The 18,063-nt window shown below is 68.5% G+C and carries 17 protein-coding genes; 9 read left to right on the forward strand and 8 right to left on the reverse strand.

Features of this window, described 5'->3' with window-relative positions; all coding sequences use genetic code 11:
- Positions 1-31: 31 nt before the first annotated feature.
- Complete coding sequence (locus AC5Y3P_RS03505) at positions 32-631, forward strand: class I SAM-dependent methyltransferase (protein ID WP_500044566.1); 600 nt, start codon at positions 32-34, stop codon at positions 629-631.
- An 18-nt stretch (positions 632-649) separates the two neighbouring features.
- On the opposite strand, the gene mmpH is transcribed toward AC5Y3P_RS03505, so the two are convergent.
- Genes mmpH through manT form a run of 3 tightly spaced genes read right to left on the reverse strand, consistent with a single transcriptional unit; the run spans position 650 to position 3,697 of the window.
- On the reverse strand, positions 650-1,714 hold the full coding sequence (gene mmpH, locus AC5Y3P_RS03510; RefSeq protein WP_500044502.1) for an MMP endo-(1,4)-3-O-methyl-alpha-D-mannosidase: 1,065 nt from the start codon (positions 1,712-1,714) through the stop codon (positions 650-652).
- The gene (locus tag AC5Y3P_RS03515) at positions 1,707-2,453 is read right to left on the reverse strand and encodes a class I SAM-dependent methyltransferase (protein WP_500044503.1); all 747 of its coding nucleotides are present in this window, start codon (positions 2,451-2,453) and stop codon (positions 1,707-1,709) included. Before AC5Y3P_RS03515 ends, mmpH begins: the two co-directional genes overlap by 8 nt.
- Positions 2,453-3,697, reverse strand: coding sequence for an MMP alpha-(1->4)-mannosyltransferase (gene manT / locus AC5Y3P_RS03520; RefSeq protein ID WP_500044504.1), 1,245 nt, complete (start codon positions 3,695-3,697; stop codon positions 2,453-2,455). Before manT ends, AC5Y3P_RS03515 begins: the two co-directional genes overlap by 1 nt.
- A gap of 122 nt (positions 3,698-3,819) precedes the next feature.
- Between manT and AC5Y3P_RS03525 the strand changes: the two genes are divergently transcribed.
- Both AC5Y3P_RS03525 and AC5Y3P_RS03530 read left to right on the forward strand, forming a co-directional pair.
- Positions 3,820-4,392 carry an isochorismatase family protein gene (locus tag AC5Y3P_RS03525; protein WP_500044505.1) on the forward strand — a complete coding sequence of 191 codons (573 nt, stop codon included), beginning with the start codon at positions 3,820-3,822 and terminating at the stop codon, positions 4,390-4,392.
- Positions 4,392-5,165 carry a nuclear transport factor 2 family protein gene (locus tag AC5Y3P_RS03530; protein ID WP_500044506.1) on the forward strand — a complete coding sequence of 258 codons (774 nt, stop codon included), beginning with the start codon at positions 4,392-4,394 and terminating at the stop codon, positions 5,163-5,165. The genes AC5Y3P_RS03525 and AC5Y3P_RS03530 overlap by 1 nt, the downstream gene beginning before the upstream one ends.
- Positions 5,166-5,177: 12 nt before the next feature.
- Here AC5Y3P_RS03530 and AC5Y3P_RS03535 read toward each other — a convergent pair whose 3' ends face one another.
- The 4 genes from AC5Y3P_RS03535 to AC5Y3P_RS03550 all read right to left on the reverse strand — a co-directional run bounded on the left by AC5Y3P_RS03535 (position 5,178) and on the right by AC5Y3P_RS03550 (position 9,306).
- Positions 5,178-6,026: an ABC transporter permease gene (locus tag AC5Y3P_RS03535; protein WP_500044507.1), complete on the reverse strand. Its 849-nt coding sequence runs from the start codon at positions 6,024-6,026 to the stop codon at positions 5,178-5,180.
- Complete coding sequence (locus tag AC5Y3P_RS03540; RefSeq protein WP_500044567.1) at positions 6,023-6,844, reverse strand: ABC transporter permease; 822 nt, start codon at positions 6,842-6,844, stop codon at positions 6,023-6,025. The genes AC5Y3P_RS03535 and AC5Y3P_RS03540 overlap by 4 nt, the downstream gene beginning before the upstream one ends.
- A 73-nt stretch (positions 6,845-6,917) precedes the next feature.
- Complete coding sequence (locus AC5Y3P_RS03545) at positions 6,918-8,111, reverse strand: ABC transporter substrate-binding protein (protein ID WP_500044508.1); 1,194 nt, start codon at positions 8,109-8,111, stop codon at positions 6,918-6,920.
- Between the two features lie 46 nt (positions 8,112-8,157).
- Positions 8,158-9,306: an ABC transporter ATP-binding protein gene (locus AC5Y3P_RS03550; RefSeq protein ID WP_500044568.1), complete on the reverse strand. Its 1,149-nt coding sequence runs from the start codon at positions 9,304-9,306 to the stop codon at positions 8,158-8,160.
- 261 nt (positions 9,307-9,567) lie between these two features.
- On the opposite strand from AC5Y3P_RS03550, the gene AC5Y3P_RS03555 reads away from it, so the two are divergent.
- The 3 genes from AC5Y3P_RS03555 to AC5Y3P_RS03565 are packed head-to-tail and all read left to right on the forward strand — an operon-like array spanning position 9,568 to position 13,542.
- The gene (locus tag AC5Y3P_RS03555; protein ID WP_500044569.1) at positions 9,568-10,314 is read left to right on the forward strand and encodes a beta-phosphoglucomutase family hydrolase; all 747 of its coding nucleotides are present in this window, start codon (positions 9,568-9,570) and stop codon (positions 10,312-10,314) included.
- Positions 10,308-12,662 carry a glycoside hydrolase family 65 protein gene (locus tag AC5Y3P_RS03560; protein ID WP_500044509.1) on the forward strand — a complete coding sequence of 785 codons (2,355 nt, stop codon included), beginning with the start codon at positions 10,308-10,310 and terminating at the stop codon, positions 12,660-12,662. The genes AC5Y3P_RS03555 and AC5Y3P_RS03560 overlap by 7 nt, the downstream gene beginning before the upstream one ends.
- Positions 12,663-12,705: 43 nt before the next feature.
- Positions 12,706-13,542: an acyl-CoA thioesterase domain-containing protein gene (locus AC5Y3P_RS03565; protein ID WP_500044510.1), complete on the forward strand. Its 837-nt coding sequence runs from the start codon at positions 12,706-12,708 to the stop codon at positions 13,540-13,542.
- 7 nt (positions 13,543-13,549) lie between these two features.
- Here the strand turns inward: AC5Y3P_RS03565 and AC5Y3P_RS03570 are convergent, their stop codons facing one another.
- Positions 13,550-14,983, reverse strand: coding sequence for an MFS transporter (locus AC5Y3P_RS03570; RefSeq protein WP_500044511.1), 1,434 nt, complete (start codon positions 14,981-14,983; stop codon positions 13,550-13,552).
- Positions 14,984-15,063: 80 nt separating this feature from the next.
- On the opposite strand from AC5Y3P_RS03570, the gene AC5Y3P_RS03575 reads away from it, so the two are divergent.
- The 3 genes from AC5Y3P_RS03575 to AC5Y3P_RS03585 all read left to right on the forward strand — a co-directional run bounded on the left by AC5Y3P_RS03575 (position 15,064) and on the right by AC5Y3P_RS03585 (position 18,056).
- Complete coding sequence (locus AC5Y3P_RS03575) at positions 15,064-16,446, forward strand: purine-cytosine permease family protein (protein WP_500044512.1); 1,383 nt, start codon at positions 15,064-15,066, stop codon at positions 16,444-16,446.
- 85 nt (positions 16,447-16,531) lie between these two features.
- The gene (locus AC5Y3P_RS03580; protein ID WP_500044570.1) at positions 16,532-17,419 is read left to right on the forward strand and encodes a D-2-hydroxyacid dehydrogenase family protein; all 888 of its coding nucleotides are present in this window, start codon (positions 16,532-16,534) and stop codon (positions 17,417-17,419) included.
- 73 nt (positions 17,420-17,492) lie between these two features.
- Positions 17,493-18,056 carry a hypothetical protein gene (locus AC5Y3P_RS03585; protein ID WP_500044513.1) on the forward strand — a complete coding sequence of 188 codons (564 nt, stop codon included), beginning with the start codon at positions 17,493-17,495 and terminating at the stop codon, positions 18,054-18,056.
- Positions 18,057-18,063: the final 7 nt, after the last annotated feature.

Consider the following 18,063-nt stretch of genomic DNA (forward strand, 5'->3'; position numbering starts at 1 on the left):
GTTCGCGCTCGCCGAACGGGTGACCGGGTTCATGCCGGCCGACGAAGGCCGGGCCCTGCATCAGGCCGCGCTGGACTACCTCGACGGTGGGGTCGGGGTCGAAATCGGTTCCTACTGCGGCAAATCCACCGTGCTGCTGGGTGCGGCCGCCGCCGCGACCAACAGCGTGCTGTACGCCGTGGACCACCATCACGGCTCCGAGGAACATCAGGTGGGCTGGGAGTACCACGACGCCAGCCTGGTAGACCCGCACACCGGCCGGTTCGACACCCTGCGCAGCTTTCGGCACACCCTCGACGAAGCGGGACTCGACGACAATGTGGTTGCGGTGGTGGGCAAATCACCGGTGGTGGCGCGTACCTGGGGTACACCGCTGCAGTTCCTGTTCATCGACGGGGGCCACACCGAAGCCGCCGCGCACCGGGACTTCGAGGGCTGGGCGCGCTGGGTGAAACCCGGGGGAGCCCTGGTCATTCACGACGTGTTCCTCGATCCCGCCGAAGGCGGTCAGGCCCCACACCAGATCTATCGGCGCGCGCTGGACGGCGGCCAGTTCCGGGAGATCACGGCATGCCACACGCTGCGGGTGCTGGAGCGGACCGGGGGCGCGGCCGGACAACCCGCCGACTGACCCGGTGTCGCGGCCGGTTCAGCGCTCGGTCGCCACGCACTGACAATCGAACTCGCCGGCCAGCCCGCGCGGCAACTGTTCGCCGCGGAAGATGCCGGCACCGGCGGTGGCGCCCGACAGTGCATCCGCGGCCAGGATCACCGCGGCGCCGGTCCAGGTGGTGCGTTCCACCGGCCAGCGCTTGCCGTCGGCGAACACCAACCCGGTCCAATACGAGCCGTCCCGCTCGCGTAGGTGCTGCATGTTGGCGAACTGCTCGACTGCCCGGTCGCGATCGCCGAGCGCATCGAGGGACAACACCAACTCGCAGGTTTCGGCCCCGGTCACCCATGGGCGGTCATCGACGCACCTGATGCCCAGACCCTCGACCACGAAGTCCGACCAGCGTTGGGCAATCCTTTCCTCGGCTGCCGCACCGCGCAACGCGCCGCCCAGGATCGGGTAGTACCAGTCCATCGAATGGTGCGGTTTCTCGGTGAACGCCTCGGGATGCGCGGTCAGCGCATGTTCTAGTCCACCGAGGGCCAGCTCCCACTCCGGCTGCTCCTCACCGAGCAGGGCGGCCAGCGCCAGTGCGCACCGGATGCTCTGGTAGATGCTCGCCGAGCCGGTCAGCAAGGCTTCCGGAACGGGCCCGGAAGGTGAACTGGCCCAGCAGATCTCACCACCTGGGCGCTGCAGGCCGAGTACGAAGTCGATGGCGGCGCGCACCGTGGGCCACATCCGCCGGGCAAACTGCTGGTCCGCGGTGATCAGCACGTGATGCCACACCCCGGTGGCCAGATAGGCGCAGAAGTTGCTGTCGGAGTTGGCGTCCTCGATGACCCCGGCCCGCAACTGGATCGGCCAGCTTCCGTCGGCCCGTTGTGTGCGACGGGACCACTCGTAGGCCGCCCGGGCCGGCTCGAACAGACCCGCGGCGGTCAGCGCCATGGCACATTCCACGTGGTCCCAGGGGTCGGTGTGCCCGGTGGGTGACCAGGGAATGGCTCCGGAAGACTCCTGCGTCGCGGCGATCGACTCGGCGGTCTGCAGGCATTGCGCAGCAGAAAGTACGCCGGACACCTCGGGCAGGTCAGGCAACGTCGACCGCCTGCGGATCGGGCTCTTGGGCGTCCTTGCGGAAGTACAGCGCCACACTCTTGCCGATCAGCGGATTCAGTGCGGACTCGGCGAATCGGGTCAAGCGCGGCCGGGACATCATGTCCCACACCAGAAGTCGATGATAGCCGCGGACCGCCGGGTGGTCGGTGTGCGCTACGCCCACTGCGCACTTGATCCACCAGTACGGTGAATGCAATCCGTGGGCGTGGTGTCCGTGGGTGTAGCGCAGTCCGTGCGCGCGCACCTTCGACCGCAGCGCGCTGGCCTGATAGATCCGGATGTGGCCGCCTTCGTTGGCATGGTATTCGTCGGATAGCAGCCAGCAGATCCGCTCCGGCAGCCAGCGTGGAACGGTGATCGCAAGAGCGCCACCGGGTTTGAGCACCCGGATCAGTTCGGCGATGGCCGCGTCATCCTCTGGGACGTGTTCGAGGATCTCCGAGGCGATCACCACGTCGAAGCTGTCGTCCGGGTAGGGCAGTTGCAACGCGTTGCCCACCACGGCATCCGCCCGGGCGCCCGCCGGCACCTCGCCGGCTCGGGCCATCGCCTCGAACATGGTGGCCACCTCGGCGAGTTCGGCGGCGTTCTGGTCGAACGCGATGACATCTGCGCCGCGCCGGTAGGCCTCGAAGCTGTGTCGGCCCGCCCCGGCGCCGACATCGATCACCTTGGTTCCGGGCCCGACGCCGAGTCGGTCGAAGTCCACCGTGAGCATCACCGGCTCCTGTCGATCGCGCGCTGGTAGACCGCGACCGTCTGCGCGGCAACCGATTCCCAGCTGTAGACGTCCAGTGCGCGCTGTCGGCCGGCCACCCCGATCGCATAACGGCGCTCCGGGGAGTCCAGCAGGGCGCCCAGGGTGGCGGTCAGTTCCTCGACATCGCCCGGGGTCACCAGTTCGGCGCAGGTTCCTTCGGTACCGAGCACCTCGGGCAGCGCCCCGGCCCGGCTGGCAACGATCGGGGTCCCACTGGCCATCGACTCCACCGCGGGCAGCGAGAAGCCCTCGTAGAGCGAAGGGATGCAGGCGATCTCGGCCGACCGCAGCAGCCCGGCGAGTTCGTCGTCGGAAAGGCCGCTGGAGATGTGCACGATATCGGAGATGCCCAGCTCGGCGATCAGCTTCTGGGTGGGGCCGTTGCTCTCCAGCCGTGCCACCAGCTGCAGTTCCACATCACGTTCGGTGCGCAGCTTGGCGACCGCGGCCAGCAGGTTCGACACCCCCTTGAGCGGCACGTCGGCGCTGGCGATCGCGATGATCCGGCCCGGCACCCGCGGCTCCAGACTGGGTGCGAACACCTCGGTGTCCACCCCGAGCGGAACCACATGCAGCTGGCTCGGACTGACCTGGAAGTCCTGGGCGATGTCGGCGGCCGAGGTCGAGGACACCGTGAGCAGATCCGGGATGTTGCGTGCCACCCGCTTTTGCATCTCGGCGAATCCGTACCAACGCCGCACCAGCGGTTTGCGCCACCAGCGTGCGGCCTCCAGGTCGAGCACCCGGTCCCGGGTGATCGGATGATGCACGGTGGCCACCACCGGCAGCCCGAGCGCGGCGATCTTCAGCAGCCCGGTACCCAGGCTCTGGTTGTCGTGCACGATGTCGAAACGGGTCGCGGGATCGCGTTGCAGCTCGGTGAGCAAGCGTGCCGCCCGCAATCCGAAGGTGCGCGGCTCGGGGAAGCCGGCCGTCCACATGGTGGCCAACTCCAGCAGGTCGATCCGGTCCCGGATCTCGCTGGGCCGGGGCACCCGGAACGGATCGGGTTCGCGGTAGAGGTCCAGGCTGGGCACTTTGCGGAGCACCACCCGCGGGTCCAAACCGTCCGGATAGGGCGGGCCGGAGAACAGTTCGACCTGGTGGCCGAGCTCTACCAAGCCGCGGCTGAGATGCCGCACATAGACGCCCTGACCTCCGCAATGTGTCTTGCTGCGGTACGACAACAGCGCGATCCGCATACTCAGGACACCTCAGGGAATTGTCTGGACATGTGTCCAGACCTTAATTCGCCGCGCTAACTGATGCAACGCGTCGTCTGTGCAGGGCTGCCCGGTGCCGGCCGTCGCGCTACGGTGGGCGTGTGCGTGCGCTGATCGTCGTCGACGTGCAAAACGATTTCTGCGAAGGTGGTTCGCTGGCGGTCGCCGGCGGAGCCGACACCGCCCGCGCGATCAGCACGCTGCTGGCCGGACCGCACGGCTATGACCACGTGGTGGCCACCCGGGACTGGCATGTCGATCCGGGCCCGCACTTCGCCGCGGACCCGGACTACCGCGACTCCTGGCCGCCGCACTGCGTGGCCGGTTCCCGCGGCGCGCAGTTCCATCCCGACCTGGACACCGCCGCGGTCGAGGCGGTGTTCGACAAGGGCGCCGACAGCGCGGCCTACAGCGGCTTCGAGGGCCGCGACCACCGCGACGCCGCGCTGCTCGACTGGCTGCGCCGACACCACGTCGACCAGGTCGACGTGGTCGGTATCGCCACCGACTACTGCGTGCGGGCCACCGCCGAGGACGCGGTCCGAGCCGGGTTCGACACGCGGGTGTTGCTGCCGCTGACGGCCGGGGTGGCGCCGGACTCGACCGCTACCGCGGTGGCGGCGTTGCGCGCCGCCGGCGTCGACGTCGTCGAGGCCACCGGGGAACCCGCCTGATGGTGCAGATCGAAACAGCGCGACTGCTGGCCACCGCAGCCCGATCCGCCGAATGCGTGGCGGTCCATGACCGAGCCGGCTGGCTGGCCCTGTTCAGCGCCGACGGTCGGGTCGAAGACCCGGTCGGTTCGGCGCCGCACGCGGGCGCCGAGCAGATCGCGGCGTTCTACGACACCTTCATCGCGCCGCGCCGGATCACCTTCCACGTCGACGCCGACCTGGTGTGCACCGACTCGGTATTGCGCGACGTCACCCTCGAGGTGGCCATGTCGCCGACGGTCACGATGCAGATCCCGACCTACATCCGGTACGTGATCGTCGAGCGCGACGGCGGACCGGGAATCGCCGGGCTGCACGCGTATTGGGAACTACCGGCGATGGTGCGCCAGTTCGCCGCCGCAGGCAGCGCAGCCGTCCCGGTGGGCGCCAAACTGTTCGGCAGCCTGCTGGCCAATCAAGGGATCGGCGGTACGGCCGGGTTCTTGTCCGGCTGGCGCCGCGTGGGCCGACACCAGCGGGCCGCCGTACATGCGTTGACCCGCGCCCTGTCCGACGGCGACGAGCTCGGGGTGCGCCGCGCGCTGGCGCCGGGCGCCCAGCTCGACGTCGACGCCGACGAACTCATGGCCCGGCTGCACGGCACCCGCTGGGCCAAGGAGATCCGGGCCGGGAACTCGGTGGCGATCTCGGCGCGCGGTGCGCACCGCGCGGCCCTGATCGCCGAGTTCGGTGCGGGCACCGCGGTGCGCCGGTTGCGTTACTTCGCCGGCTGAGCGCAATCCCATTCAGCCGTCGGGGTGGTTGCGCCGAAACAATGTGCCGGCAGTCAGCAACAGCAGGCTGATCACCAGGATCGCGGTGGCCAGTACGTGAATCTGCGGCGGCACAGCAGATTTGGCGGCCGCGTTGACGTACAGCGGATAACTGACCGTGGTGCCACTGACGAAGTAGGTGATCACGAAGTCGTCCAGTGACAGCGCGAACGACAGCAGCGCGGCCGCCACGATACCCGGCAGCACCATCGGCAGCGTCACGGTCCGAAACGTGCGGAGGGGACCGGCGCCCAGATCCAGTGCCGCGTCCTCGAGCGTCCAGTCCACGCCGCGCACCCGGGCGCGCACCGTCATCGCGATGAAGCTGACCTGAAACGTCACGTGCGCCAACACGATCGTGCCGACTCCACCGGCCCAGCCCAGATCGGTGAACAACATCAACAGGGCTGCCCCCATCACCACCTCGGGTGCGGTCAAGGGCAGTACCAAGAACGTCTCCAGCGCCCGGTTCCCATGAAAGCGGTAGCGCACCAAGGCAATTGCCACAAGTGTGCCGAGCACCACCGCGATCGCGGTGGAGATCCCGGCAACCAGCAGACTGACCTGCAGGGCCTTGGTCAAGCCCGGATACTTGAACGGGTCGGCCCAGTTCTGCAACGTGAAGCCGTGCCAGGTGTAGTTGAACCGCCCCTTCGGCTCGTTGAACGAGAACGCCACGATCACGAAGATCGGCAAGAACAGGTACAGCAGCACCAGCGCGGCGATGATCCGCAGCAGCCAATCGCCCAACCGGCTGCTACCACCGACCCGGCCGACCCGCCGGCCGGCACCGAGCTGCGCCTTGGTCAGCAGCGTGCTCATGCCAGATCCTCGGTGCCCAACGCCCGGGTGTAGCCCAGCACCCCGGCCAGGATCAGCGCCATCAACACGAAGCTCAGCGCAGCAGCCGCCGGGTAGTCCTTGACCACCAGGAACTGCTTCTGGATCACGGTGCCGATCATGGTGTTCTGCGCGCCACCCAGATAGTCGGCGTTGATGAAGTCTCCGACCGCGGGGATGAAGACCAGCAGGCTGCCGGCGATGACGCCGGGCAACGACAACGGCAGCACCACCTTGGCGAACACCCGGGCACCCGATGAGTACAGATCGCGGGCCGCCTCCAGCACGCGGGGATCGATCTTGGCCAGGCTGACGTAGAGCGGCAGGATCATGAAAGTCATCGAGTTGTAGACCAGGCCACCGACCACGGCCCAGCCGGTGGACAGCAGCCGTCCCTCGGCCGGCAGCAACCCGACGCTGCCCAGCACGTCGACCACCACACCGTCGTCGGCCAGGATGGTCTTCCAGGCCAGCGTGCGGACCAGAAAGGTGACGAAGAACGGCAGCACCACCAGACCGAGCAGCAAGTTCTGGTACCGGCCGGACTTGAATGCGATGACGTACGCCAGTGGAAAGCCGATCAGCAGGCACACCACCGCGGTGCACGCCGCGTAACCCAGCGAGCGCAGGATCTGATCGGAGTAGGTCGAGAAGGCGTCGGCATAGTTGCCGAAATTCCAGGAGAACGTCAGCGTCGGCAGGAACACCGAACCGCTCGCGGTCGACAACGAGGTGCGCAACAGCGACCAGAACGGCACCACGAAGAACACCGCCAGGTACAGCAGCGCCGGTCCGATCATCAGCGCAACCGTGAGCCGGAAGCTGCGCCGGCCGCCGGTGCGCACGTCGGACGTCCGGCGCCGCGCCGGCACCTCAGCCCCCGGTGACCGCGGCGTAGGCGGCATTGAAGGCCTGGGTCTGCTGGTCGGTCAGGGCCGGCCAGGAATGCATCCGGTCCATGGTCTGCGCCGGCGGGTTGACCAACGGACTGCCGGCCAACGCCGGATCGATCTTGGTCAGCTCGTCACCCATGTCAGCGAGCACCGGCACGAACTTGGTGGCGGCGATCAGCTTGGCGTAGTTGGCGCGGTCGTAGACGAAGTCGATCCAGGCTTCGGCGCCCTTCTGGTTCTCGGTGGTGTAGGGGATCACCATGGTGTCGATGAACCAGGTTCCCCCCGACTCGGGCACCACGAAGTCCAGGTCCGGGTTGCCGGCCTGCAACTGGGCGATGTCACCCGAGTAGGCCTGCGCGATGACCAGATTCCCGCGGTCCAGATCGTCGAGGTAGTCGTTGCCGGAGAAGCGGCGGATCTGCCCACTGTCCTTGTGCCGGGCCAATTCGTCTACGGCCGCGTCGACTGTGTCCTGGGTCGGGTCGGCCAGCGAGTTCCCTTGCGCCAGCAGGATCATCCCGACGGCGTCCTGCATGTCGGACATGATGCTGACCCGGCCCTTGAACGCCGGATCCCACAGGTCCTCGACCTTGGTGATGGGTCGCCCGGCCAGCCGCTTGTTGTAGCCCAGGCCCACCATGCCCGACATCCACGGCGCGATGAACCGCCGACCCGGATCCACCGGGGATTCCAGCAGGTCGGTGCGCAGGTTGGCCAGGTTGGGCACCCGCTGCTCACGAATCTCGTTGAGCCAGCCCAGACTCTTGAGCCGGGCAGCCATGAACTCGGTCGGCACCACCAGGTCGGCGCCGATGTCCTGCTTACGGGCAAGCAGTTCCTTGTATTTGGCGAACCACTGCTCGTTGTCGTTGAAGTCCTCGCGGTAGTCCACGGTCAGTCCGCTGGCCTTCTGGAACGAGTCGAGGAACCCGTCGACCAGGTAGGCCGGCCAGTTCGAGATCCGCACCGTGCCGGTGGCCGGGGAACCGTCGTCGGGCAGCGCGCTGGTGCTCAGCGCCGGTGCACTCTCGGAACCACATGCGGCCAAGAACGACGGCCCGAGCAGCAGCGCGGCCGCCGCCGCGCTGCTGCGCTGCAGGAAACGGCGCCGCGAACCGGTCGTCGCGGGCACGAATCGCTGGTCTGCATCGCCGTGATACCGGCCGGTCATGGTCCACCCTTCCGCTGGCTGCCTGTGCGAGTACTGCGCTTGCACATCAACTTAGGACGTCGCGCGGGTGCTCACCGGGAGTCGTCGAGGTTGGGTCGCCGACCGGGGCGGGCTCGGACGGCAGCACCAGCGCGCTCTCCGGGCGCCAACTGGCATACACCCGATCACCCGGTCGCAGCAGCGGCAACTCCTGCTCGGGGCCGACCTGAGCGACGATCTGGGACTGGCCGGGACCCGCCAACCTCAGCCGCAGCACCGGCCCGTGGAAGGTCAGGTCGGTCACCGTGGCGCCGACCGTGGTGGCCGGTTCGGGCACCGGCGCGGTGGAGATCCGGATCCGTTCCGGGCGCACCATCACCGTGACCGGGCCGGTCGGCACGAAGGTGGGCCCGGGGGTGGCGGCCAGTGTGCTGCCCAGGGCATCGACCTGGATCAGGTCGCGGTTGGCCCGGCCGGTGTGCTGCCCGGGCCACAGGTTGGCCTGGCCGATGAAGCCGGCGACGAACACGGTGGCCGGTCGGTCGTAGATCCCGGCGGGTGTGCCGACCTGCTCGACCCGGCCGGCGTTGAGCACCGCTATCCGGTCGCTCATCTGCAACGCCTCGTCCTGATCGTGGGTGACGTAGACGAACGTGATACCCAAATCCCGTTGGATGCGTTTGAGTTCGGTTTGCATGACCTGCCGCAGCTTGAGGTCCAGGGCGCCCAGCGGTTCGTCGAGCAGCAGCGCGGACGGTTGGTTCACCAGCGCGCGGGCCAACGCCACCCGCTGTTGCTGCCCACCGGACAGTTGGGCCGGCCGACGCTCGGCCAGCTCGGTGAGCCGGACCACCTCGAGCATCTCGTCGACCCGGCGCGCGATCTCACCCTTGCCCAGCTTGCGGTCCAGCCGACGGCTCCGCGGCCCGTACCCGACGTTGTCCCGGACACTCATGTGCGGGAACAACGCGTAATGCTGGAACACGGTGTTGACGTTGCGTTTGTGCGGTGGTGTGCGCGAGACGTCGGCGCCGTCGAGCCGGATCGCACCGGAACTGGGCGTCTCGAACCCGGCGATCAGTCGCAAGGTGGTGGTCTTACCGCACCCGGACGGACCCAGGATCGAGAAGAATTCCGCGGCACCCACCGTGAGGTCGACGTCGTCGACTGCCACGAAGTCACCGAAACGTTTGCTCACGTGTTCGATCTCGATGATCGGCGGCACTGGTTCGGCGGCCCGGCCCTCGGCGGGCGCCGTATCCAGGCCGGTGCCGGATCTGGTCAGGGCCGCCCCTCCTCGACTGCGTCGGCTCCGAGTCTGCGCAACTGCGCGGGATGCCGTGGCTCAACGATCACTCATCACCGGTGTGCCGTGCAACCGAATCCGGTTGCAGATCTGGTGGCTTGCGGGCCGCCTGAGCCGTTTCGGCAAGCAAACCAAGTAGGGTCGCGCAGGAACCCGATCGTGGGAGACGAGATGACCGTGCTGGGTCTGCCCGACACCACCCGCGCCTGCCTGTTCGATTTGGACGGTGTCCTCACCGACACCGCCAGCGTGCATAGGCTGGCGTGGCAGGCGATGTTCGACGAACTGCTGGCCGCCCGGGCCGGCGGGCTGGCCTGGCAGCCGTTCGATGTCGACCTGGATTACCGGCGCTACGTCGACGGCAAGCCGCGCGCCGACGGCACCCGCAGTTTCCTGGCCAGCCGCCAGATCCAGCTGCCCGAGGGCAACCCGGACGATAGCCCCCGGACGGCGACCGTGCACGGCTTGGCCAACCGCAAGAACGAACTGTTCCAGCAGGCGCTGGCCAGCCAGGGCGTCGACGTCTTCGAGGGCTCGCGGCGCTACCTGGAAGCGGTGACCCAGGCCGGGCTGGCGGCAGCAGTGGTGTCGTCAAGCGCCAACACCGCGCAGGTGTTGGCGCTGACCGGCTTGGACCGCTACATCAGCGCCCGGGTCGACGGCGTCACGCTGCGTACCGAAGGCATGCCCGGCAAACCGGCGCCGGATGCGTTCCTGCGTGCTGCCGCGATGCTGGCGGTGCCGCCGGCGCAGGCCGCGGTGTTCGAGGACGCGCTGGCCGGTGTGGCTGCCGGCCGGGCCGGGGGATTCGGGTGCGTGATCGGCGTGGATCGGGTTGGTGATCCAGAGTCGTTGTTGCGCAACGGTGCTGATCTGGTGGTGAACGATCTGAGCGAGTTGCTGGAGGACGGATGCTGACCGAGGCCGACTACCCGGTCGAGGAGTGGGTGGTTCGCGAGACCCGACTGAACCTCGACGTGCTGGCAGAGTCGGAATCGCTGTTCGCCTTGTCCAACGGCCACATCGGCCTGCGCGGCAATCTCGACGAGGGCGACCCGCACGGATTGCCGGGCACCTACCTGAACTCCTTCTTCGAGTTGCGCCCACTGCCGTACGCCGAAGCCGGCTTCGGCTACCCGGAAGAGGGACAGTCGATCATCGACGTGACCAACGGCAAGATCTTTCGGCTCTCGGTCGATGACCAGCCGTTCGACGTGCGTTACGGCGAACTGCTGGAACACGAACGGGTATTGGACATGCGTGCCGGGACGCTGACCCGCCGGGCCCGCTGGTCCTCCCCGGCGGGTAAACAGATCGCACTGCGCAGCACCCGGCTGGTGTCGCTGGTACACCGCAGCATCGCGGCCTTCGAGTACGTGGTGTCCGCGTTGGATCAACCGGTGCGGATCACGGTGCAATCCGAACTGGTCGCCAACGAGGACCAGCCCACGCCGTCGGACGATCCGCGGGTGGCTGCGGTGCTGCAGCACCCGCTGCAAGCCGTCGAGCACGACGTGCACGGGCAACAGGCGACGCTGATCCACACCACCCGCAACAGCGGACTGATGATGGCCGCCGCGATGGACCACCTCGTCGAGGCTGCGGGCCGGGTCGAGATCCACACTTCCGCGGTGCCCGATCTGGCCCGCAGCACCGTGATCTGCGAGCTGCAGCCCGGCGAGCAGTTGCGGATCGTCAAGTTCGTGGCCTACGGCTGGTCCAGCCTGCGCACCCGCCCGGCGCTGCACGACCAGGTGGCTGCCGCGCTGGCCAATGCCGCCTACACCGGCTGGGCCGGCCTGGTGGAGCTGCAACGGGACTATCTGGCCGAGTTCTGGGACAGCGCAGACGTCGAGGTGTACGGCGACCCGATGTGTCAGCAGGGCGTCCGGTTCGGTCTGTTCCAGGTGTTGCAGAACAGCGCCCGGGCCGAGCGGCGCGCGATTTCCGCCAAGGGTCTGACCGGCACCGGTTACGACGGCCACGCCTTCTGGGACACCGAGGGATTCGTGCTGCCGTTGCTGACCTACACCGCGCCGGAAGCAGCCGCCAATGCGTTGCGCTGGCGGGCTTCGACGCTGGATCGGGCGCGGGCCCGGGCCGCCGAACTGGACCTGGCCGGGGCAACCTTCCCGTGGCGCACCATCCGCGGCGAGGAATGCTCGGCGTACTGGCCGGCCGGCACGGCCGGCTGGCACGTCAACGCCGACATCGCATTGGCCTTCGAGCGCTACCGCATCGTCACCGGCGACGGCAGCCTGGAAGCCGAGTGCGGTCTAGCGGTGCTGGTCGAGACCGCCCGGATGTGGCTGTCATTGGGGCACCACGACCGACACGGCGTCTGGCATCTGGACGGCGTCACCGGTCCCGATGAATACACCGCGGTGGTGCACGACAACCTGTTCACCAATCTGATGGCCGCGCAGAACCTGCGGATCGCGGCCGCGGCCTGCGAGCGGCACCCGGAGTTGGCCGACGAACTCGGCGTCAGCAACGAAGAGACGGCGGCCTGGCGGGACGCCGCCGCGGCGGTGTATCTGCCCTACGACGACGAACTGGGCGTGCACCAGCAGTGCGAGGGTTTCACCCGGCTGCGGGAATGGAACTTCACCGAAAACACCAAGTATCCGCTGCTGCTGCACGAGCCCTATGTCCGGCTGTATCCGGCCCAGGTGATCAAACAGGCCGACCTGGTGTTGGCGATGCACTGGCAGGGCCATGTGTTCAGCCCCGAACAGAAGGCCCGCAACGTCGACTACTACGAGCGGCGCACCACCCGCGACTCGTCGCTGTCGGCCTGCACGCAGGCCGTGCTGTGCGCCGAGGTGGGGCATCTCGAGTTGGCGCACGCCTACGCTGCCGAGGCCGCGCTGATCGATTTGATGGACCTGCACGACAACACCCGCGACGGCTTGCACATGGCTTCGCTGGCGGGGGCGTGGAGTGCAGTGGTGGCCGGCTTCGGGGGACTGCGCGACGATCAGGACCTGCTCGCGTTCGACCCGCAACTGCCCGGTGGCATAACGCGACTGGTCTTCCGGCTGCGTTGGCGCGGCTTCCGGGTCACGGTCGACGTGACCCACCGGGAGGCCAGCTACACCTTGCGCGACGGGCCCGACGGCAGGCTGCGGGTGCGGCACGCCGGTCGCGACCTGATGCTGAGCACCGCCGCGCCGGTGCGGGCCCCGATCCGGCCCCGGGTGCCGCTGCTGCCGCCTCCGCAGCAGCCGCCGGGACGCGCCCCGTTGCATCATCGCGGCCACTGAGCTCCGCGGTGCGCCCGCCGGGTCCCGGACCGGACATGGCAGCATGCCCAGCGTGAGCCCACGCCGTGCCTTCTTCACCGTCACCGACGCCGGGTACCACCCGACTCCTTATGCCCGCAGCCACTGGGGCCTCGATCACCTCAACGGCCCCGCCGTGGTGGGTCTGGCCGCTCACGCCGTGCAGCAGCTCTGCGGCGAGGGGTTCGCGCCCACCCGGCTGACGGTGGACCTGTTCCGGGCCGCCCGCGAACTGCCGACCACGGTGACGACCACCGTGGTGCGCGCGGGCCGTCGGATTCGCAACGTGGAATGTGATGTCTTGCAAGATGGTTCGGCGGTTGCCCGGGCCACGCTGGTGGCCTACCGCCGCAGCGTGCCGCCGACCGGTGAACTCTGGTCACCGCAGCGCGAATTCGACTATCCGGATACCGAATTGCCCGGCGCGGCGGACTACACCGGCCCATTCGTCGGCAGCGGATCCCGGGGTTGGACCGAGTCGATCGCCGATCACCAGAACGCCGAGCGCACCCGGTTCCTGGATCGTCCGATCGATGTGGTGGCCGGTACCGCCAACAGCCCGTTCGTGGCTGCCGCGGTGATCGCCGAATCCACCAGTCTGACCACCAATCTGGGCTCCGGCGGTGTCGGCTACATCAACGGTGACCTGACCGTCGGTTTGGCGCGGCTACCGGTCGATGACTGGCTCGGCGTGCAGGAGGATGCGCATTGGTCCGCCGACGGTGTGGCGGTGGGGACCGCGACGCTGTTCGACCGGCGCGGCCCGTTCGGCTCCGGCATGGTGACCGCGGTGGCCAACCCGGCTGCCCAGATCGACTTCGCGGCGGCCGATTTCCCGGGCCTGCGCCCGCACCTGGCTTGAGCCCGGCTCAGCCCCACTCATGTGACATCGCCCTGGAATCGACTGCGGCATCAACCGATACCGACTTGCGGACCCGCCCACCGGACACCGCGATCAGCAGGGTGGCCAACGCTGCGGTGGCCGCCCCGGCGACGAAGATGGCGATGAACGCCCGCTCCGACGGCACCGACTGGCCCAGCAGCACCGCGACCACCGCGGCGGCCAGTGAGCTGCCCACCGTCCGGGCGATCGCGTTGATGCCGGTGGCCACCCCGGTCTCGCCGGGTTGTGCTTCGCTGACCACCAGCGCCGGCAGCGCCCCGTAGGCCAGGCTGATGTAGGCGTTGGTGGCCATCCCGGCGACGATCACTTGCCACGGCGCCGAATGCCAGATGGCCAGCCCGGCGAACCCGAGCATGCCGGCCACCGCCCCGGTGATCAACACTGGGCGGGCACCGAACCGGTCGATGAACACCCCGCTGGCTGTCGCGGTGATGAAACCGGTCAGCGCACCGGGCAGCAGGAACGCCACACTGGCCTGCAGCACACTGGCCGAGAAGCCGTATCCGGCGACATCCCGCGGGATCTGCACGAACAGCGTCAAACCCAGGAATCCGAAGTACAGACCCATCCCGACGAAGATGGTGGCCAGGTTGGTCGACACCATCGCGCGTCGGCTCAGCATGGCCGTGGAGACCAGCGGGTGACGACGGCCGCGTTCCCAGCGCCACCAACCCAGCAACACAGCGCTGCCGCCGGCCAGGCAGCACACCGTGGGCCAGCCGAGCCAGCCCCAGCTGTCGCCCTGCGTGATGGCGAGCAGCACGGCGGTCAACCCGACCGCCAAACCGAGCGCGCCCAGCCAGTCGATGCCGCCGGTGCCGGTGCCGGGTCGGGACGGCACCCTGGCGCCGACCGCGAGGATCACCAGCGCGGTGAATCCTGCGCTCAACCAGAACACCCGGTGATAGCCGGCGCCGTCGCTCATCAACAGTCCGGTCACCACCAGACCCACACCGCCGCCGAACCCCAGGGTGCCGGACAGGATCGCCAAGGCGCGCACCACCTGCCGCGGCGGCAGTTCCTCGCGCAGGATCGTCACACAGATCGGGTACAGCCCGAACGACACGCCCTGCAGCACCCGGGCGGCGATCAGCACCGGCAACGACGACGTCGTCGCCGCCAGGATCGACCCGAACAACACCACGACCAGCACCCACAGCAGCACGTGTTTGGTGTTGTACAGATCGGCCAGCCGTCCGATCAGCGGGGTGGCCGCGGCCGCGGCGAGCAGGTTCGCGGTGATCGCCCAGCTGACCGCGACGGTCGAGACCTCGAGCTGATCGGCGATCACGGTCAGCACCGGGACCACGGCGGTCTGCAGCAAGGCGACGGTCAGCGCGGCCAGGCTCAGCACCGCCAGCAGCACACCGGTGGAGGTTCGCTGGCGGGCCGTCGTCACGCAAACGATTATGTCGTCTAACAATTCGCCGCGCGCTCCGGGGACTGCCGTTGTGATCCGGGCATGGTCGAATTGTCGCCATGCCCGAGGACTTGGCGGCGTCGCCCGCACTGACCGCCGACGCTTTCACCGGTCATCGGCCCCGCAGTGTCGGGGACCTGTCGGTCGAGACCCACGGCATCGCTCCGGTGCCCGAGGACCAACGCTACGGCCGGCCCGCCCGGATGTTCACCGTATGGTTCGCCCCGCAGGTCACCATGACCGGCGTGTTCGCCGGCACGCTGGCGATCGTCCTCGGACTGGGCTTCTGGCTGGGCCTGCTGGCCATGACCATCGGTACCGTCCTGGGGTCGGCGGTGGTCGCCTACCTGTGCACCTGGGGTCCGCGGACCGGCACCGCCCAGTTGCCGAATTCCCGAATGGCGTTCGGCGCGGGCGTGAAACTGCCCGCGGCATTGCAATGGCTGTCTTCGATCGCCTGGGACGGTCTGGTCGGACTGTTCGGCGCCGAGGCGCTCGCGCTGCTCGTCGACATCCCGTTCTGGGTCGCGGTGCTGCTGGTGCTGGGCGCCCAGGGCGTGGTCGGTTTCTTCGGCTACGAACTGTTGCACCGGGTGCAGGCCGTGCTGACCGTGGTGCTGCTGTCCACCTTCGTGCTGCTCGCGGTCAAACTCGTCGGCGGGCACCCGGTGCTGGTGCCGGCCGCGCTGAGCGGCGCCGAGTTGGCCGGGGCGTTCGTCTTCGAGGTGACGATCGCGTTCAGCCTGGCCATCTCATGGGCGAGTTATGCAGCCGACTTCAGCCGCTATCTGCCCGCGGACGCCCCGCCCCGGCGGGTCTTCGGGTTCAGCTTCGCGGGTCTGGTCTCGGCGTACGTCTTCGTCCAGGGCATCGGGATCGCCGGTGCGGATCTGCTCTCCGACCACACCGCCGCCGGCGTGCAGACCGTGATGGGCGGCGGGCTGCTGTCGGTGGTGGCGCTGCTGGCGATCGTGTTGGCCTCGGTCGGCTCGAGCGCGATGAACGACTACAGCGGTTCGCTGGCGCTGCAAACCCTCGGGGTCCGGGTACGCCGGCCGGTCTCGGCCTTGGTGGTGACCGGGTTGGCCTTCGCGTTGATCATGTGGCTGCATGCCAATGACACCGCCACCCGGTTCACCGATGTGCTGCTGCTGGTGGGCTATTGGATCCCGGCGTTCGTGGCCATCGTGACGATCGACTGGGCGCTGCGGATCGGTGGCCGACGCAGCCTGAATCCGGCACTGGAGCGCACCGAGACCGCGGACGCGGTGGCCGCGGTGGTGGTGTTCGTGCTGTCCTACGCCGCAGCGCTGCCGTTCATGAACACCACGCTGGTGCAGGGTCCGGTGGCGGTGGCCTGGCACGGTGCCGACATCGCCTATTTCGTCAATCTGGTGGTGGCCGTACTGCTCTACGGCGGCTGGCGCCGATTGCGCCGATAGTCAAGGTCCACCAAACACGGTCCAGGAAGGAAGTATTCGGGTGCGGGTCGCGATCCTCGACGACTATCAGGGTGTGGCGCTGGAAATGGCCGACTGGTCGCCGGTTGCCGATCGGGCCGAGATCACGGTGTTCGGTGACCATCTCGGTGATCCCGATGACGTGGTCGCGCGGTTGTTGCCGTTCGACGTGGTGTTCGTGATGCGGGAACGCACGCCGCTACCAGCGGCCGTGCTGGACCGACTGCCCAGTCTCAAGTTGATCGCCTCGACCGGTGCGGTCAATGCCGCGATCGACACCGACGCCGCCGACCGGCGCGGCATCCGGGTCACCGGTACCCGCGGCAGCAAGGCCGCGACGGTCGAGTTGACCTGGGCGTTGATCCTGGCGGCCGCGCGCAAGCTGCCGACCGAGGTCGCCTCGGTGCGGGCCGGCGGCTGGCAGACCTCGGTCGGAACCGAACTGTCCGGCCGCACCCTGGGGGTACTGGGCCTTGGCCACATCGGTGCGGCGGTGGCGCGGATCGGCACCGCATTCGGGATGCAGGTGATCGCCTGGAGCCCGAACCTGACCGCCGAGGCCGCATCGGCGGCCGGTGCCACCTGGGTGGACCGCGACACCTTGTTCACCGATGCCGACGTGCTGAGCATCCATGTCCGGCTCGGTGCCCGCTCCCGCGGTCAGGTCGGCGCGGCCGAACTGACCGCGATGAAGCCGACGGCGTTGTTGGTCAACACCTCTCGCGGACCGATCGTCGACGAGCAGGCCTTGCTGGCGGCGCTGCGCACCCGCAGCATCGCCGGCGCCGCACTGGATGTGTTCGACGTCGAACCGCTGCCGCCGAACCACCCGCTGCGCGGTTTGGACAATGTGGTGGCCACACCGCACATCGGCTACGTCACCGACCGGTCCTACCGGCTGTTCTTCACCGACGCGGTGGCCGCCATCTCGGACTGGCTCGACGAGCAAGGCTGAAACCGGTTCGTGACGCATCGTTCGGCGGGTACTGGCCGGGTTCCGGAACCGGACGTGAGACGGTTACAGGACTATGGATACGTACGACTACGTCACGTATGAGGCGTTTGGCCGCAGGTTCTTCGAGATCGCGGTCACCGAGCAGCGGGTGGCCGCAGCGTTCGCCGACATCGCCGGTGACCAGTTCGAACTGGGTCCGATCGCGCAGGGGCCGGGCAAGATCGCGCGGGTCAGCGCCAAGGTCAAGATCCGCGAACCGCAGGCCACCCGGCGGATGGGGGAGACCATCACGTTCGACATCCGGATCCCGCTGGAGATCGACCTGCTGGTCGACCTGCGGCTGGACCGGCCCCGGTTCGTGGTGGACGGCGAGGTGGCGCTGCGCGCCACGGCCCGGGCCGCGGAACCACTGCTGCTCATCCTGGACGTGGCCAAACCGCGGCCGTCGGACATCTCCGTGCTGGTGTCCTCGAAGTCGATCCGCGGTGAGATCGTGCGGATCATCGGTGGGGTGGACGCCGAGATCCGCAGGTTCATCGCGCAGCACGTCAGCGATCAGATCGACGCGCCGGAATCCAAGCAGGCCCAGGTGATCGACGTCGCCGAACGCCTGGACGCAGCCTGGACCGGGGTGTGATCTGTGA

This window comes from Mycobacterium sp. NGS45 (assembly GCF_059812645.1).

Coding starts and splice junctions, on each gene's coding strand:
- AC5Y3P_RS03505 (WP_500044566.1), top strand. CDS start 32: ATGCCGGCCGACGAAGGCCGGGCCCTGCATCAGGCCGCGCTGGACTAC.
- AC5Y3P_RS03515 (WP_500044503.1), bottom strand. CDS start 2,453: ATGCTCACGGTGGACTTCGACCGACTCGGCGTCGGGCCCGGAACCAAG.
- manT (WP_500044504.1), bottom strand. CDS start 3,697: ATGCGGATCGCGCTGTTGTCGTACCGCAGCAAGACACATTGCGGAGGT.
- AC5Y3P_RS03530 (WP_500044506.1), top strand. CDS start 4,392: ATGGTGCAGATCGAAACAGCGCGACTGCTGGCCACCGCAGCCCGATCC.
- AC5Y3P_RS03535 (WP_500044507.1), bottom strand. CDS start 6,026: ATGAGCACGCTGCTGACCAAGGCGCAGCTCGGTGCCGGCCGGCGGGTC.
- AC5Y3P_RS03540 (WP_500044567.1), bottom strand. CDS start 6,844: ATGATCGGACCGGCGCTGCTGTACCTGGCGGTGTTCTTCGTGGTGCCG.
- AC5Y3P_RS03545 (WP_500044508.1), bottom strand. CDS start 8,111: ATGACCGGCCGGTATCACGGCGATGCAGACCAGCGATTCGTGCCCGCG.
- AC5Y3P_RS03555 (WP_500044569.1), top strand. CDS start 9,568: ATGACCGTGCTGGGTCTGCCCGACACCACCCGCGCCTGCCTGTTCGAT.
- AC5Y3P_RS03560 (WP_500044509.1), top strand. CDS start 10,308: ATGCTGACCGAGGCCGACTACCCGGTCGAGGAGTGGGTGGTTCGCGAG.
- AC5Y3P_RS03565 (WP_500044510.1), top strand. CDS start 12,706: ATGCCCAGCGTGAGCCCACGCCGTGCCTTCTTCACCGTCACCGACGCC.
- AC5Y3P_RS03575 (WP_500044512.1), top strand. CDS start 15,064: ATGCCCGAGGACTTGGCGGCGTCGCCCGCACTGACCGCCGACGCTTTC.
- AC5Y3P_RS03580 (WP_500044570.1), top strand. CDS start 16,532: ATGGCCGACTGGTCGCCGGTTGCCGATCGGGCCGAGATCACGGTGTTC.
- AC5Y3P_RS03585 (WP_500044513.1), top strand. CDS start 17,493: ATGGATACGTACGACTACGTCACGTATGAGGCGTTTGGCCGCAGGTTC.